This is a genomic window from Streptomyces asoensis (assembly GCF_016860545.1).
GTDB lineage: Bacteria > Actinomycetota > Actinomycetes > Streptomycetales > Streptomycetaceae > Streptomyces > Streptomyces asoensis.
In genome coordinates, this window is sequence record NZ_BNEB01000002.1 from 1,230,654 (window position 1) to 1,245,010 (window position 14,357).

At 74.5% G+C, this 14,357-nt stretch carries 15 protein-coding genes and 2 pseudogenes; 10 read left to right on the forward strand and 7 right to left on the reverse strand.

Features of this window, described 5'->3' with window-relative positions; translation table 11 throughout:
* Positions 1-24: 24 nt before the first annotated feature.
* Both Saso_RS08480 and Saso_RS08485 read left to right on the forward strand, forming a co-directional pair.
* On the forward strand, positions 25-906 hold the full coding sequence (locus Saso_RS08480; RefSeq protein ID WP_189922628.1) for an SIS domain-containing protein: 882 nt from the start codon (positions 25-27) through the stop codon (positions 904-906).
* A 16-nt stretch (positions 907-922) separates the two neighbouring features.
* Positions 923-1,765, forward strand: coding sequence for a class II fructose-bisphosphate aldolase (locus Saso_RS08485; protein WP_189922627.1), 843 nt, complete (start codon positions 923-925; stop codon positions 1,763-1,765).
* Here Saso_RS08485 and Saso_RS08490 read toward each other — a convergent pair.
* Entirely contained in the window at positions 1,752-2,891 is a 1,140-nt protein-coding gene (locus Saso_RS08490; RefSeq protein WP_189922626.1) for a methyltransferase, read from the reverse strand. The two genes, Saso_RS08485 and Saso_RS08490, sit on opposite strands and share 14 nt — an antisense overlap.
* Positions 2,892-2,969: 78 nt before the next feature.
* Here Saso_RS08490 and Saso_RS08495 point away from each other — a divergent pair, with 78 nt between their 5' ends.
* Together Saso_RS08495 and Saso_RS08500 are read left to right on the forward strand one after the other, a co-directional pair.
* Positions 2,970-3,632 carry an alpha-ketoglutarate-dependent dioxygenase AlkB family protein gene (locus Saso_RS08495; protein WP_189922625.1) on the forward strand — a complete coding sequence of 221 codons (663 nt, stop codon included), beginning with the start codon at positions 2,970-2,972 and terminating at the stop codon, positions 3,630-3,632.
* Positions 3,633-3,660: 28 nt separating this feature from the next.
* Positions 3,661-4,905 carry an ROK family protein gene (locus Saso_RS08500; RefSeq protein WP_189922623.1) on the forward strand — a complete coding sequence of 415 codons (1,245 nt, stop codon included), beginning with the start codon at positions 3,661-3,663 and terminating at the stop codon, positions 4,903-4,905.
* Between the two features lie 61 nt (positions 4,906-4,966).
* On the opposite strand, the pseudogene Saso_RS08505 reads toward Saso_RS08500, so the two are convergent.
* A pseudogene (locus Saso_RS08505) lies at positions 4,967-5,206 on the reverse strand (LysR substrate-binding domain-containing protein); the annotation flags it as partial.
* A gap of 236 nt (positions 5,207-5,442) precedes the next feature.
* Between Saso_RS08505 and Saso_RS08510 the strand changes: the two are divergent.
* From Saso_RS08510 to Saso_RS08520, 3 genes are read left to right on the forward strand one after another with little or no spacing between them, the layout of a single operon-like run.
* Positions 5,443-5,613, forward strand: coding sequence for an SRPBCC family protein (locus Saso_RS08510; RefSeq protein WP_203833513.1), 171 nt, complete (start codon positions 5,443-5,445; stop codon positions 5,611-5,613).
* A gap of 9 nt (positions 5,614-5,622) precedes the next feature.
* Positions 5,623-6,507: an NAD(P)-dependent oxidoreductase gene (locus Saso_RS08515; RefSeq protein ID WP_189922621.1), complete on the forward strand. Its 885-nt coding sequence runs from the start codon at positions 5,623-5,625 to the stop codon at positions 6,505-6,507.
* Positions 6,508-6,524: 17 nt separating this feature from the next.
* Complete coding sequence (locus Saso_RS08520) at positions 6,525-6,947, forward strand: PPOX class F420-dependent oxidoreductase (RefSeq protein WP_189922619.1); 423 nt, start codon at positions 6,525-6,527, stop codon at positions 6,945-6,947.
* Positions 6,948-7,025: 78 nt separating this feature from the next.
* Here the strand turns inward: Saso_RS08520 and Saso_RS38170 are convergent.
* Positions 7,026-7,250: pseudogene (locus tag Saso_RS38170) on the reverse strand (phosphotriesterase); the annotation flags it as partial.
* A gap of 125 nt (positions 7,251-7,375) precedes the next feature.
* Between Saso_RS38170 and Saso_RS08525 the strand changes: the two are divergent.
* Entirely contained in the window at positions 7,376-7,669 is a 294-nt protein-coding gene (locus Saso_RS08525; RefSeq protein ID WP_189922617.1) for an SHOCT domain-containing protein, read from the forward strand.
* Between the two features lie 94 nt (positions 7,670-7,763).
* Here the strand turns inward: Saso_RS08525 and Saso_RS08530 are convergent, their stop codons facing one another.
* Together Saso_RS08530 and Saso_RS08535 are read right to left on the reverse strand one after the other, a co-directional pair.
* Positions 7,764-8,300, reverse strand: coding sequence for an ATP-binding protein (locus Saso_RS08530; protein WP_189922615.1), 537 nt, complete (start codon positions 8,298-8,300; stop codon positions 7,764-7,766).
* A gap of 215 nt (positions 8,301-8,515) precedes the next feature.
* Positions 8,516-8,839: a hypothetical protein gene (locus Saso_RS08535; RefSeq protein ID WP_189922613.1), complete on the reverse strand. Its 324-nt coding sequence runs from the start codon at positions 8,837-8,839 to the stop codon at positions 8,516-8,518.
* A gap of 399 nt (positions 8,840-9,238) precedes the next feature.
* Here Saso_RS08535 and cds1 point away from each other — a divergent pair, with 399 nt between their 5' ends.
* Positions 9,239-10,363 carry an L-cysteine desulfhydrase Cds1 gene (gene cds1 / locus Saso_RS08540; RefSeq protein WP_189922611.1) on the forward strand — a complete coding sequence of 375 codons (1,125 nt, stop codon included), beginning with the start codon at positions 9,239-9,241 and terminating at the stop codon, positions 10,361-10,363.
* A gap of 21 nt (positions 10,364-10,384) precedes the next feature.
* On the opposite strand, the gene Saso_RS08545 is transcribed toward cds1, so the two are convergent.
* Both Saso_RS08545 and Saso_RS08550 read right to left on the reverse strand, forming a co-directional pair.
* On the reverse strand, positions 10,385-10,855 hold the full coding sequence (locus Saso_RS08545) for an SRPBCC family protein (RefSeq protein WP_189922609.1): 471 nt from the start codon (positions 10,853-10,855) through the stop codon (positions 10,385-10,387).
* 54 nt (positions 10,856-10,909) lie between these two features.
* On the reverse strand, positions 10,910-11,737 hold the full coding sequence (locus tag Saso_RS08550; protein ID WP_189922608.1) for a DeoR/GlpR family DNA-binding transcription regulator: 828 nt from the start codon (positions 11,735-11,737) through the stop codon (positions 10,910-10,912).
* A 281-nt stretch (positions 11,738-12,018) separates the two neighbouring features.
* On the opposite strand from Saso_RS08550, the gene Saso_RS08555 reads away from it, so the two are divergent.
* Entirely contained in the window at positions 12,019-14,355 is a 2,337-nt protein-coding gene (locus Saso_RS08555; protein ID WP_189922606.1) for a hypothetical protein, read from the forward strand.
* Positions 14,356-14,357: the final 2 nt, after the last annotated feature.

The window sequence follows — 14,357 nt, forward strand, 5'->3', positions numbered from 1 at the left end:
CCCGCCCTCGGGAAAAGGTGGGGCATGACCCACGTCGAGGACGAACTGACCGACCAGCCCGCGTGCTGGACCCGTGTCGCGGGCGAAGTCCCCCGGTACGCGGACGCGTTGCCGGGCCCCGGGGAGCGGGTGGCCGTCGTCGGCTGCGGCACCTCGTACTTCATGGCCCAGGCGGCGGCCGCCCTGCGGGAGGGAGCCGGGCACGGCGAGACCGACGCCTTCGCGGCGTCGGAGTTCCCCCACGGCCGCGCCTACGACCGGGTCGTCGCCCTGACCCGCTCCGGCACCACCACCGAGGTCGTGGCCCTCCTCGCCCGGCTGCGCGGACACACCCGCACGAGCGCGGTCACCGCCGACCCGCGCACCCCGGTCGTGGAGACCGCCGACCAGGTCGTGGTCCTGGACTACGCCGACGAACGCTCCGTCGTGCAGACCCGGTTCGCCACCACCGCGCTCACCCTGTTCCGCGCCCACCTCGGACTGCACACCGGGGCCGTCGTCACCGACGCCCGCACCGCGCTCGCCGAACCCCTCCCGCAAGGGCTCGTGGACTGCCGTCAGTTCACCTTCCTGGGACGCGGCTGGACCGTGGGCCTCGCCAACGAGGCCGCCCTGAAGATGCGCGAGGCCTCGCTCTCCTGGACCGAGGCCTATCCCGCCATGGAGTACCGGCACGGCCCCATCAGCATCGCCACCGGCTCCACGGTGACCTGGATGCTGGGCGACGCCCCCGACGGTCTCGCCCGGCAGGTGACCGACACCGGGGCGCGATGGGTGCCGGGGGAACTCGACCCGCTGGCCGAACTGGTCCGCGCCCAGCGCCTCGCCGTGGCCGTCGCCGCCGCGCGCGGCCTCGACCCGGACCGGCCGCGGCACCTCACCCGCTCCGTCGTCCTCCACCCCTGAGCCCCGAGGAGCCGGCGTGCCGCTCACCACCACCGCAGAACTCGTCCTCGGGGCCCGCGCGGCCGGGACCGCCGTCGCCGCCTTCAACATCATCACGCTGGAACACGTCGAGGCCGTCGTCGCCGGCGCCGAGTCGGCCGGGGCACCCGTCGTGCTCCAGGTCAGCGAGAACGCCGTCGCCTACCGGCTGGGCCGGCTGCTCCCGCTCGCCCGCGCCGCCGCCGTCGCCGCCGAACGGGCCGACGTGCCCGTCGCGTTGCACCTGGACCACGTGCAGAGCGACCTACTGCTGCACCAGGCGGCCGACGCCGGATTCAGCTCGGTCATGTACGACGGCTCCCGCCTGCCGTACCTCGACAACCTCGCCGCGACCCGTACCGCCGTCGACCGCGCGCACGCCCGGGGGCTGTGGATCGAGGCCGAGCTGGGGGAGATCGGCGGCAAGGGCGCGCACGCGCCCGGAGCCCGGACGGACCCGGTCGAGGCCCGCGCGTTCGTCGCGGACTCCGGTGTGGACGCCCTGGCCGTGGCGATCGGCAGCGTCCACGCGATGACCACCCGCACCGCCGCCCTCGACCACCAACTGCTGCGCAGGCTCCGCGCGGCCCTCGACGTGCCCCTCGTCCTGCACGGCTCCTCCGGGGTGCCGGACGACGAGCTGACGGCCGCCGTCGCGGGCGGCATCGCCAAGGTCAACGTCGGCACCGCGCTCAACCAGGCCATGACCGCCGCGATCCGCGCACATCTCACGGCGCACCCGGACGCGGTCGACACACGCACCTACCTGGGCGCGGGCCGCGAGGCCATGGCACGCACCGTGGAACGGATCGTCACCCGCGTGGGGCTCAGCCCTGCCTGACGGCCCTCAGCACCACGAACTTGCGGTCGCCCGCGACCAGTTCCGCGTTGCCGAAGAGCCGTTTCAGCTTCACGTGATAGCCGAGGTGCCGGTTGCCCACCACCCACAGTTCGCCGCCCGGCCGCAGCGCGCGGCGGGCACCGGTGAACATCCGCCATGCGGTGGCGTCCGTCGTCGCCTGGTGGGAGTGGAACGGCGGGTTGTTCAGGACGATGTCCACACTGCCGTCCGCCACCCCCGCGAGGCCGTCGCCGACCCTGAACTCGGCGTGCCCCGGTACGCCGTTCGCCTTGTACGTGGCCTCCGCCGACGCCACCGCCTGGAACGACTCGTCGGTGAACAGCACCTCGGCCTCCGGGTTGGCCAGGGCCACCGCCGTACCGACGACGCCGTTGCCGCAGCCGAGGTCGACGACCCGCCGGGTGCCACTGGTCCTCGGCAGGTGCCCGAGGAGGAACCGGGTGCCGATGTCGAGCCGGTCGGCGCAGAAGACCCCCGCGTGGTTGACGACCGGGCGCCCGGACAGGGGGCCGCCGACGTCGTCGGGGAGGGCGTAGGCGTACGGCCAGGGGTTGACGGGGCGCTTCAGGGACGGGTCCGGCACGCAGAAGACGAGCCGGGCCTTCTGCTCGGCGAGGGACGTCCGGACCGGCCCCAGGATCCGCTCGAACAGCTTCAGCGTCGAGGTGTGGATCTCCTTCACCATGCCGGTGCCGACGACGACCGTCCCGGCGTGCACGGCCGGCGCCAGCCGCTGCAACTGGTCCTCCAGCAGCGCCAGGCTCTTGGGCACCCGGACCAGCAGGACGTCGATCCGCTCCGGCACCGGGTCCTGCGTGGTGAGCAGCCGGACCGCGCCGGGCGCCACACCGGCCCGCGCCAGGTTCGCCCGGGTCGCCTCCTGTCCCAGCCAGGAGTCGGTGATCTGCGTCGGGCCGTGCGCCGCGAGGGCGGTGACCAGCGCGCCCCAGCGGTCGCCGAGCACCACCACGGTGCCGTCCAGCGCGACGTCCTGCTCCGCGAGGTGTCTGAGCAGGTACGCGTCGGAGGCGTCCCAGGCGCGCAGCCTCTCGCGCGGATCCTCGGGGTGGCGGGCCAGCGCGATCTCGCCCCACGGCGTCGTCATGCAGTCGTTCATTGTGCCCCAAGGCTAACCGAGCCGCAGCTCAGGCCCGGTGTCGCACGGGAGCGAGAGAATGGGCCGATGGACACCGAGCTGTTCCCCCGGGAACCCGCGCAGGTCGCGCCGGGCGCCGCACACGTGCCGGGCTGGCTGGACGGGGCCCGCCAGCGCGAGCTGCTCACCGCCTGCCGGGACTGGGCGCGCCCCCCGGCGGGTCTGCGCACGGTCCGCACGCCCGGCGGCGGCACGATGACCGCCCGCCAGGTCTGTCTGGGCTGGCATTGGTACCCGTACGCCTACGCCCGCACGGTCCGCGACGGCGACGGCGCGCCCGTCAAACCGTTCCCCGGCTGGCTGGGCGAGCTGGGCCGGCGCGCCGTGGCCGAGACGCTGGGCCCGGAGCAGGCGCGGGCAGCCGCCTACGACATCGCGCTGATCAACTTCTACGACGGGGACGCCCGCATGGGCATGCACCGTGACGCCGACGAGCTGTCCGGCGCGCCCGTCGTCTCGCTGAGCCTCGGCGACACCTGCGTCTTCCGCTTCGGCAACACCGAGACCCGCACCCGTCCCTACACCGACGTCGAACTGCGCAGCGGCGACCTGTTCGTGTTCGGGGGGCCGTCCCGGCTCGCATACCACGGGGTGCCGCGCGTCCTGCCGGGCACGGCACCCGCCTGGCTCGGGCTCACCGGACGGCTGAACGTCACCCTGCGGGTCAGTGGCTTCCCGGACGCCACCTGACGAAGCGGATCATGGGAGACTCGCCCTCATGAGCGGCAAGGCGGACCCCCGGCCGGCGGGGGATGGGACCACCTCGAGGGCGCGACTGGACCGGGGGCGCAGCGCGCTCGGGCCCGCGCTGGAGCTCGTGCACACCGGACGGGCGCCCACCCGGGCGGTGCTCACCGCCGAACTGGGCGTCACCCGTGCCACGGCCGGTGCGGTCGCGGCGGAGCTGGAGGCGCTGGGCCTGATCAGGGTCGACGCGCGCCCCGGTGCCGCCGCCGGCTCGCAGGGCCGCCCCTCGCACCGCCTGGAGGTCGCGGAGGAAGGGCCGGTCGCCCTCGCCGCGCAGGTCCACGCCGACGGGTTCCGGGCCGCGCTGGTCGGTCTCGGCGGGCGGATCGTCGCCACCACGCCCAGCTGCGAGACCGTCGACGCCGACCCCGCCAAGGTGCTCGGCGCCGCCGTCGACGCGGGCGTCGAACTGCTGCGGGCGACCGGCCTGCCCTGCGTGGGCGCCGGTCTCGCCGTGCCCTCCGCGGTCACCGAACCCGAGGGCCTGGCACTGAACCCCCTGCACCTCGCGTGGCCCGTCGGCGCCCCCGTGCGGGAGGTGTTCGCCGAGCGGATCCGCGCAGCCGGATTCACCGGTCCCGCCTTCGTGGGCAACGACGTCAACCTCGCCGCCCTCGCGGAGCACCGGCACGGCGCCGGACGCGGTGCCCGCGACCTGCTGTGCGTGGCCACCGGGCACCGCGGGGTCGGCGGGGCGCTGGTGCTCGACGGCCGCCTGCACACCGGCAGTTCGGGCCTCGCGCTGGAAGTCGGCCACCTCACGGTCAACCCGGAGGGACGCCCCTGCCACTGCGGCAGCCGCGGCTGCCTGGACGTGGAGGCGGACCCGCTCGCGCTGCTCACCGCCGCGGGCCGCGAACCGGGCCCCGAGGGCTCCCTGCTCCAGCAGGCCAACGAACTGATCCGCGAGGAGTACGGCGACCCGGTCGTCCGCACCGCCGCCGAGGCCCTCATCGACCGGCTCGGGCTGGGGCTGGCGGGCCTGGTGAACATCCTCAACCCCGACCGCATCATCCTCGGCGGGCTGCACCGCACCCTGCTCGACGCAGACCCCCACCGCCTGCGCGCCGTCGTCGCCGACCGGAGCCTGTGGGGCCGCAGCGGCGGTGTCCCCATCCTCGCCTGCTCCCTCGACCACAACAGCCTCGTCGGCGCGGCCGAGTTGGCCTGGCAGCCGGTACTGGACGACCCCCTGGGCGCGTTGCGCCCGGTGTGAGCCGCGAAGGGGCGGCGGAGCCCGCGTGCGCTGCGTCCCGGCCGGTGCGCCGGCCGGGCGGTCACCAGTCCCGCGCCGCCGCCCGCCGCCGGTCGCGGACCCTGAGCACATCGGGGTTGGCGTCGCTGCCGGGGCGCCGGACGAGGAAGAGCATGTCGAGCGGCGGCTCCTCGGGGGTGTGGACCCGGGCCGGCCGGCCCGAGTCCAGCTGTTCCTGGCACAGGGAGTGGGGCAGGACGCTGTACCCGGCGCCCGCGTCGACCGCCGCCAGGACCGCGTACAGGTTCGGCACCGTGACGGCGGCGCGGGCGGTGAGCTGCTTGCCGAAGACGTTGCGCCAGGAGCGACGTCGCCGACATCTCCTTCCCGCAGGGCGGCGGCCCGCGCCTCGCGGACGGCCTCGCCTTCGGCTTCGGCACCTTCGGGTTCCCGCCGCCGGCCGCCCGTGTCGTCGAGTTCCGGGCCCCCGCCGAGGGCGTCCCGGGCCGGCTGTCCTGGACGGCCGAGCAGGACGGCACGCCCGAGGAGCGGCTCGACGTGCTGCACGCCTGGCTGGTGGAGGACCTCCCCGGGGGCCGGGTCCGCGTCCTGACGCAGGAGACCCAGATCGGACAGCCCGCGGCGGCCCTGGCCCAGGAGCGGCCGAATCCCATGCTCAACGGCCACCAGGCGTGGCTGGACGGCCTGGTCGGCGCGGCGTCGAAGTAGGTTGACGTCATGACCGACGAACTGACCGTGACCGTCCTGGGCACCGGCATCATGGGTGCCGCGATGGCCCGCAACCTCGCCCGGGCCGGCCACGCCGTGCGTGTCTGGAACCGCACCCGGGCCAAGGCCGAGCCGCTCACCGCCGACGGCGCGCGGGTCCTCGGCACCCCCGCCGAGGCCGTCGAGGGCGCCGACGTCGTCCTGACCATGCTCTACGACGGCCCCGCCGCCCTCGACGTGATGCGGGAGGCCGCGCCCGCCCTGCGCGCCGGAACCGCCTGGGTGCAGTCGACGACCGCCGGGACCGGCGCCGTCGGCGACCTGGCGGCCTTCGCCCGCGCCCACGGTCTCGTCTTCTTCGACGCGCCCGTGCTGGGCACCCGGCAGCCCGCGGAGGCCGGACAGCTGACCGTGCTGGCGGCGGGCCCGAGCGAGCACCGCGACGCGGTGGCGCCCGTCTTCGACGCCGTGGGCGCGCGCACGGTGTGGACCGGTGAGGACGGCGGCGAGGGGAGCGCCACACGACTGAAACTGGTGGCGAACAGCTGGGTGATCGCGGCCACCGCCGCAGCCGGCGAGGTCCTCGCCCTGTCGCAGTCCCTGGACGTCGACCCGGACGCGTTCTTCGCGCTCATCGCGGGTGGCCCGCTCGACATGGGGTACCTGAAGGCGAAGACCGGTCTGATCCTCGACGACCGGCTCTCACCGCCGCAGTTCGCGGTGGCGACCGCCGCGAAGGACGCGCGTCTGATCGTCGAGGCCGGCCGCGAGCACGGCGTCCGGCTGGATGTGGCGGCGGCGAGCGCCGAGCGGCTGGAAAGGGCAGCCGCCCAGGGCCACGGCGACGAGGACATGGCCGCCGCCTACTTCGCCAGCTTCGACCGGAACGACTGAACCGCAAGGAGACCTTCGTGTCCAAGCCCCCGCTGCCGCCCGAGGCCGTCGACCTGCTGAGCCGCCCCAACCCCTGTGTGATGGCGACCCTGCGCTCCGACGGAACCCCCGTGTCCACCCCCACCTGGTACGTCTGGGAGGACGGGCGCGTCCTGATCAGCCTGGACGAGAGCCGGGTCCGCCTGCGGCACCTGCGCCGCGATCCGCGGCTCACCCTCACCGTCCTGGACGCCGACGACTGGTACACGCACGTCACCCTCATCGGACGCGTCACCGGCCTGCGCGAGGACGACGGTCTCACCGACATCGACCGCATCTCCACGCACTACACCGGCAAGCCGTACCCCGACCGGGTACGGCCCCGGGTCAGCGCCTGGATCGAGATCGACCGCTGGCACGGCTGGGGCGCCCTCAAGGACAGCGACCAGCCGTCCACCTGACGGCCCGGCGCGCGCACGGCTCGGCCCTCTGCGGCGGGGCGGCCGGGGGCGGGCGCGCCCGCACCGACCTCGGCGCCGGTCGGTGGCGAAGGCCCGGCCGGGGTTCCCGGTGAGGATCCGCGCCACGAGATCCTCACCCACCGCGAGCTCCAGCCGCGGCCGTACGCGGCGCAGCGGATACGGCATCCCGGGACCGCCGTCGACCGAACGCGCGGCGGCCGTCGTGGTGTCGCCGCCGAGCAGCAACCGGTCGCCGAACCCGGCTTCGGCCAGGGCCCGCACGGCGTCCGGCATCCGCCGGTCGCGCCGCAACGCGCGCGTGTACACCCGGAGAGGTAGGCGCACTGCCGCCGGCCGTACGACGACCCGGCACCCCGCCGTGCGGGAGGCTCGGGGCATCGACGCACCCACTGAGGAGATGACCCGAGATGAACACCCTCGCGCACTGGGACGGTGGCGGACCCGGCCCGTGGATCCTGTTCCTTCCGCTGATCTGGGCGGCCGTGGTGGCCGGCGTCGTCACGCTGCTGCGCCGCACCGCCCCACGGGGACGCCGTGGACCGTGGGGCCCGGCCGGCGACCTCCGGCCCGCCGGTGACTCCCCCCTCGCGGTCCTCGGCCGCCGCTTCGCCTCGGGAGAGATCGACGAGGACGAGTACTGGCGCCGACTCTCCGTCCTGGACGAGCAGTTCGGCCGGGTGGGCAGGGGAGGATCGGCCTGAGCGGACGTGCGCCGGAACCCGCCCGCAGGCATGCCCGCGCGGCGGGAGCGCCGCCGCGCCGGGCGGTGTGCGCCCGGAGGACGTCACCGCCCGGTCAGCCGACCACGGCCGACCGGGCGGGGGCATGTGCGGGCCGCAGATCGTCGACGGAGACGACCTCCGTGAACCGGGGCGGCACCTGCTCGCGGGGTGTGCGGCGCGGCGGCCGTGCCGCCAGCTCACGGGCGGCGACCGGGGCGGGCAGCGTGAACCACACGACCTTGCCGGACTCGCCGTCCGGCCGCGCTCCCCAGCTCTCGCTCACCGCGGCGACCATGGCGAGGCCGCGGCCGCAGGTGGCGAGGGCCTCGTCGTCGAGGGGGCCCACAACCGGCAGGCGCGGATCGCGGTCGCGCACCGACACGGTGAGCCGGTCGAGCAGCAGCTCCATCTCCACGACGCACGTCTTGTCGGGCCGCGCGTGCAGGTGGACGTTGGTCAGCAGCTCGGTCACGCCGAGCGCGGCGCGGTCTATGAGCGGATCCATGTGCCAGTAGCGCAACTGCGCAGATACGATTCTGCGGACCTGGCCGATCCGCGACGGCAGGGCCTGAAGCTCGACCGTGCAGTGCCTGCTTGGGTTGGTGATCACGGCTGCGACTCCCCGACTTAGGTCCGGAAGAACACGGAGTTCGGATCGAGCAGGGCAACTGCGCAAGGCGGCCGCCCGCTGTCATGGCCGGCGGGGCTGGTTCGCAGCGTTATCGCCGGTAAACCCAGAGTGATGTGAGACCAGAGTGGCGCAGGGGCCGCCATGCCGCAACTCGCGGTAGGCCGACCGGCGCGAGGCGGTCCCGCGTGCGCGCGTCAGCCGCCGCGTCCCGCCGCCCTGCGCACGGCCTCGATGAAGCGGCGCGCCGCGGGTGGCCCCGGTTCGCCCGGCGCCGGGTCGTGCTCGCCCAGGGTCAGCAGATACCGCTTGCCGTTCAGGTCGGCCAGTGCCCGGTCCTCCGGCGCGAACCAGGGCCTGGAGGCGCGGACCGCCTGCACGGGCGCACTGTCGATCTCGCTGCCGTAGCTGGTCAGCAACTCCAGCCTGCCGTCGTTGATCCGGACCTGGCCGGCTCGGGTGAGCGAACGCAGCCGCTTCCCGATGCGCACGCCCGTAGCCGTGAACTCCGGCTCCGCCATGCCTTCCCGCCCCCTCGTGCGCCTGGGCCGGCCGAGCGGCGCACCCTCGTGGGGCGTCGTGGTCCGGCCCGTGTCGTGATCGGAAGTCTCCTGATGCCAGTGTGCGCCCCCGTCCGGGACGTGTGTCCGGACCGGCGTCGTCACCTCGTCCGGACCCTCGCCCGACCCGGTGCAGTCTGCCCGCGCCGGGCGTCGAGCACCAGTGCGTACGCCGTCCAGGAGTCACCCGTCCGGAGCATTCGCCGGAATGCGCCCCCCGCTGCCCGCAGCCGCCCCCCAGGGCCGCCTTTGGGGCCCTCAAAGGTGTGTTTATGCAGGTGAGAAGCGTGTGGCGGGTGTTTATGATCGGTGTGTCGGCCGTGCGGACCACCGTCGGCGCACAGCTGAAGGAGCCCCGCCGTGACCACCAGCCAGAACCCCAGGACCGGCGCCACCCTCGACGTCGACCGCAGCGACACGGCGTACCGCGACTGGCTGAAAGAGGCCGTCCGCAAGGTCCAGGCCGACGCCAACCGCTCGGCCGACACCCACCTGCTGCGTTTCCCGCTCCCGGAGGAGTGGGGCATCGACCTGTACCTCAAGGACGAGTCGACCCACCCCACCGGCAGCCTCAAGCACCGGCTCGCCCGTTCCCTCTTCCTGTACGGCCTCTGCAACGGCTGGATCCGCCCCGACCGCCCCGTGATCGAGGCGTCCAGCGGCTCGACGGCCGTGTCCGAGGCGTACTTCGCCAAGCTGATCGGTGTGCCGTTCATCGCGGTCATGCCGCGTACGACGAGCGCCGAGAAGATCCGCCTGATCGAATTCCACGGCGGCCGCTGCCACTTCGTCGCCGACTCCCGCACGATGTACGAGGAGTCGGCCCGCCTCGCGGCGGACAGCGGCGGCCACTACATGGACCAGTTCACCTACGCGGAACGGGCCACGGATTGGCGCGGCAACAACAACATCGCCGAATCCATCTTCCGGCAGATGGAACGGGAGCGGTTCCCGGAACCCGCCTGGATCGTCGCCACGGCCGGCACCGGCGGCACCTCCGCGACGCTCGCCCGCTACGTGCACTACACGCAGCGCGACACCCGTATCTGCGTGGCGGATCCGGAGAACTCCTGCTTCTTCGAGGGCTGGACCACCGGCGATCCGGACGTCACCTGCGACTGCGGTTCGCGCATCGAGGGCATCGGCCGCCCGCGCATGGAGCCGAGCTTCGTGCCGGGCGCCGTCGACCGGATGATGAAGGTCCCGGACGCGGCCAGCGTCGCCGCCGTGCGGGCCCTGGAGCAGGCCATCGGCCGCAAGGCGGGCGGCTCCACGGGCACCGGACTGTGGAGCGCGCTGAAGATCGTCGCGGAGATGGTCGCGGACGGGCGCCGGGGCAGCGTGGTCACCCTGCTCTGCGACCCGGGCGACCGCTACCTCGACAAGTACTACTCCGACGCCTGGCTCGCCGGACAGGGCCTGGACGTCACCCCGTACACCACCGCCATCGAGTCGCTTCTGGCCACGGGTGTGTGGCAGGCCTGACGACGGCCGGGGCAGCGACCCTCAGGACGCGAGCCGGCGGTCCAGCCGCTTCACCGCGCCCCTGAAGGAGCGGCCGAGGCCCGGCCGCGCGGGCCGCAGAAGCGCCCGGAAGGCCCGGCCGCCGTCGGCGGCGAACGTCCACCGCACCCGTGTGCCCGTGCCGGCCGGGGCGAGCCGCCACTCCTCGACCAGCGCGCTGATACCCGGCGCGTTGGTCACGTCCACGCGGTAGGCGTACAGTTCCGGCTCCTGCGCCGCGAGGACCGTCTCGCGGAAGCGCCCGCCGCCGAGCAGCCGCACGTCGCGTCCCGCACCGCCGTCCAGGGGCTCGACGGACCGCACGGCCGGGAACCACTCGGCCCAGCCGGCCACGTCCTCGGCGAGGGCCCGGAAGACCCGCTCGGGCGGAGCGGACAGCTCATGGGCGAAGACCAGCCGTACGGGAGCCGTCTCCACGAACGCGAGCCCTTCGGGACGCAACCGGTGAGCCATGCCCACGACCTCCTGGAGCCGGGAAACGGGTGCGTCACCCTAGCCGCGGCTCCCTCAGATGTCTGTACCCTCGCCCGGCTCGCCCGCGACCACCAGCCGCAGCAGCTCCGAGATCTCCGCCCGCTCCGCACCCGGCAGCCCCGCATCCGTCACCAGGGTGTCGACCTGCTCCAGCGCCGCGAACGAACTCAGGCCCACCACACCCCACTTGGTGTGATCGGCGACCACCACGACCCGGCGCGCCGACTGCACCAGGCGCCGGTTGGTCTCGGCCTCCGCGAGGTTCGGCGTGGACAGACCGGCCTCGGCCGATATCCCGTGCACACCCAGGAACAGCAGGTCGAAGTGGAGCGCGGCGATGGCCTGGTCGGCGACCGGGCCCACCAGCGAGTCCGACGGCGTGCGCACCCCGCCGGTCAGCACGACCGTCGCCGCGCCCTGCCGGGGGCCCGAGGACCGCTGCGCCATGTGGAAGACGTCGGCCACCCGCACCGAGTTGGTGACCACGGTCAGGTCCGGCACGTCCACCAGGTGGTGCGCCAGCGCGAACGTCGTCGTACCGCCCGACAGCGCGATCGCGCTGCCCGGGGCGACGAGCTCCGCCGCCGCCTTGGCGATGTCCTCCTTGGCGGTCAGCTCCAGACCCGACTTCGCCTCGAACCCGGGCTCGTGGGTGCTCGCCTCCACCACCGGGACCGCGCCGCCGTGCACCTTCTCCAGGACACCCTGGCGGGCCAGCGCGTCGAGGTCGCGGCGCACCGTCATGTCCGACACGCCGAGCTTGCGGGTCAGCTCGTTGACACGGACGCCGCCGCGTCGGCGTACCTCGTCCAGGATCAGGGCGCGGCGCTGCTCCGCGAGGAGGTTCTGATTCTCACTCACGTACGCTCCGGTCCTTTCCCTCGACCCGTCCGACAGGCCCGCCCACCTGCTCCGACGAGGTCATTCTCGCCGAACCCGGTGCGGGGGCGTCCCATCCTCGCACGGCTCGCTCACCGCCGGTCCACCACCCCGACGCGTGCATGCCACTCACCGGCCGCCCCGCCGCGGATCGCACGGTCCGGGGAGGTTCCGTGACGGGAGGTGTATCAAGGCCGTGGAGTGGCGATCCTTATGTCCGCACGGACGCATGTCGAAGGCGTGTCACGGGGGAAGTGCGAACAGTGGAACCAGCCTCTGCGGACAGACCGGCCCTGGAACTCCTGGTGCACGGCGTGGGAGGTGCCACGCCCGAGAAGATGCTCGACGATCCGCGCACGGTGCGGATCGACGGCGACGACACGGCGGCCCTGTTCCGGCGCGCCGACGACGTCACCGCCGACGCCGGACCGGCCGGTGACCGCCGCCGCGACACCCCGGTGCCCGAGGCCTACGTGTGGTCCAACCTCACCTCCGGCAACGGCACCCGCGCCCTGTGGCTGCTGCTCCTGCCGTTCATGGTCGTCAACCTCGCCCACTGGATGCGCCCCGCCGCCCGGGAGGGCCTGCGCGCGGTGCGCGCGTACGGTCTGCTGGTGCGGCTCGCGGCGCTCAGCCTGACGGTGCTGCTCGTCGCCGCCGCCTGCGAGGTCGCCCTGGACCTCACCGCCTGGCAGTGCGCGGGCACCGCCGCGTGCGCCGGGCGGCACTCCTGGCTGGGCTTCCTGTCGCCGCAGGCCTCGGACGGCGGCTGGTGGAGCCTGCCCGGCCGCAGGCTCGCCCTCGCCGCCCTGGTCCCCACCGCGCTGACCGCTCTCCTGTGGTACCTGTCCCACCGCACCTGGCGGGCGTACGAGTCCCAGGAACCCCTGGACCCCACGAGCGAACCCGCGAACGGCCCCGCCCACACCGCGCTCGGCCGGCCCGGCTTCTGGTTCGGGCGCCGGCTGGTGGCCCGGCTGCGCGCCGCCCACACGGCGGCGGCCCTGCTGACCGTGGCCGCGGCGGTCGGTACGGCGGCCGTACGGGAGGACCGACGGCCCGGCGGCCCCGCCCTCCTGGAGGTGCTCGGCGGGTTGCTGGAGGCGTCGCTGCTGGCCGGCGCGCTGGCCACGGTGTGGGTGGTGTGCCGCCGGGGCCGCAGCGAACACCGCCTCGACCGTCGTCTCGACGCGCACCTCGTGCACCGCCTGCCCCTGGCCGCCTTCGCCCTGCTCGCCCTCACCCTGGTGTACGCCGGCTGGGAGCGCCCCGGCTGGCGCTCCGCGGGACGGCTCCCCGGGGACGCGGCCTTCGGCGCCCTCGCGCTGTCCCAGGGCGTCCTGGTGATCGCCCTCGCCGTCGTCGCCCGGATCCTGCACCACTGCCCGCGCGAGCGCCCCGCGCGGGCGGAACCGGACGGGACGGCCGCCGCAGGGTGTGGGCCGCAGGAGCGCTGCGCGCTGCGCGGGCTCGGCGGGCCCGCCGTGACGATGCTCGCCTGCGCGCTCGGCGGGGTGATGTCCGGCGGGGTGTCGCAGCGCGTGTCGGACTGGCTGGACGGCACCGGCACCTTCCTCGACGGCCCGCCGGTGCTGCTGACCTGGCAGGCCTCCGTGATTCCCGTGCTGATCGTCGTCCTGCTGGTGCTGTGCTGCCTGCTCGCCCGGCGGACCGTGCGGCTGACCCGCGCCGAGGAGAGTGCCGTGGTCCGCGAGTACGGGGTGCCGCGCCCGGACCCGGCCCGCACCCGGCGCATCGCCCGCGCCCGCGCCATGGCCACGCTCACCGACCGCGGGCCGCTCCTCGTGGCGGTCACCTCCGGCGCCACCCTGCTGCTCGGCGCGGGAGCCCTCGTGGGCGCCCTCGGCACCGGGAAGACCCCGGTCCGGGCCGGGGACGGCGCCCAGCCCCTCGTCCAGGGCGCCGCGCAGACCGCCCAGGCGCTCGGCTCCTGGCTCGTCGGACTGGGCTTCGTCCTCTTCGTCACCTGGGGCCGGCGCGCCTACAAGGACGCCTCCGCCCGGCGCACGATCGGCATCCTCTGGGACGTCGGCACCTTCTGGCCGCGCGCCGCGCACCCCTTCGCCCCGCCCTGCTACGCCGAGCGCGCGGTCCCCGACCTGACCTGGCGCATGGCAGCCTGGACGCGTGCCACGGGCGGCCGTCTGGTGATCTCCGGACACTCCCAGGGCAGTGTCCTCGCGGCCGCCGCGGCCTGGCAGCTGAAACCGTCCGACCGCGGGCGCGTCGCCCTGCTCACCTACGGATCGCCGATCGAGCGGCTCTACGGCCGCTGGTTCCCGGCCCACTTCGGACCCGCCGCGCTGGCCGCCCTGCACGAGGACATCGCCTGCTGGCGCAATCTGTACCGGCTCACCGACCCCATCGGCGGACCGATCCGGCTGTCCGGCGACGACTGCGGCCCCCAGGTGGACCGCGAGCCCCTCGCCGACCCCCTGGCGTACGGCCGCGACGAGCAGCACCCGCTGCCCGCCGCGGTCCTCGGCCACTCCGACTACCAGGCCGACCCGGTGTTCGCGCAGGAACGGGCCAAGCTGCTGGGACGGCTGGAACCGGAGGTGCCCCAGCAGCGCGTCTGAGC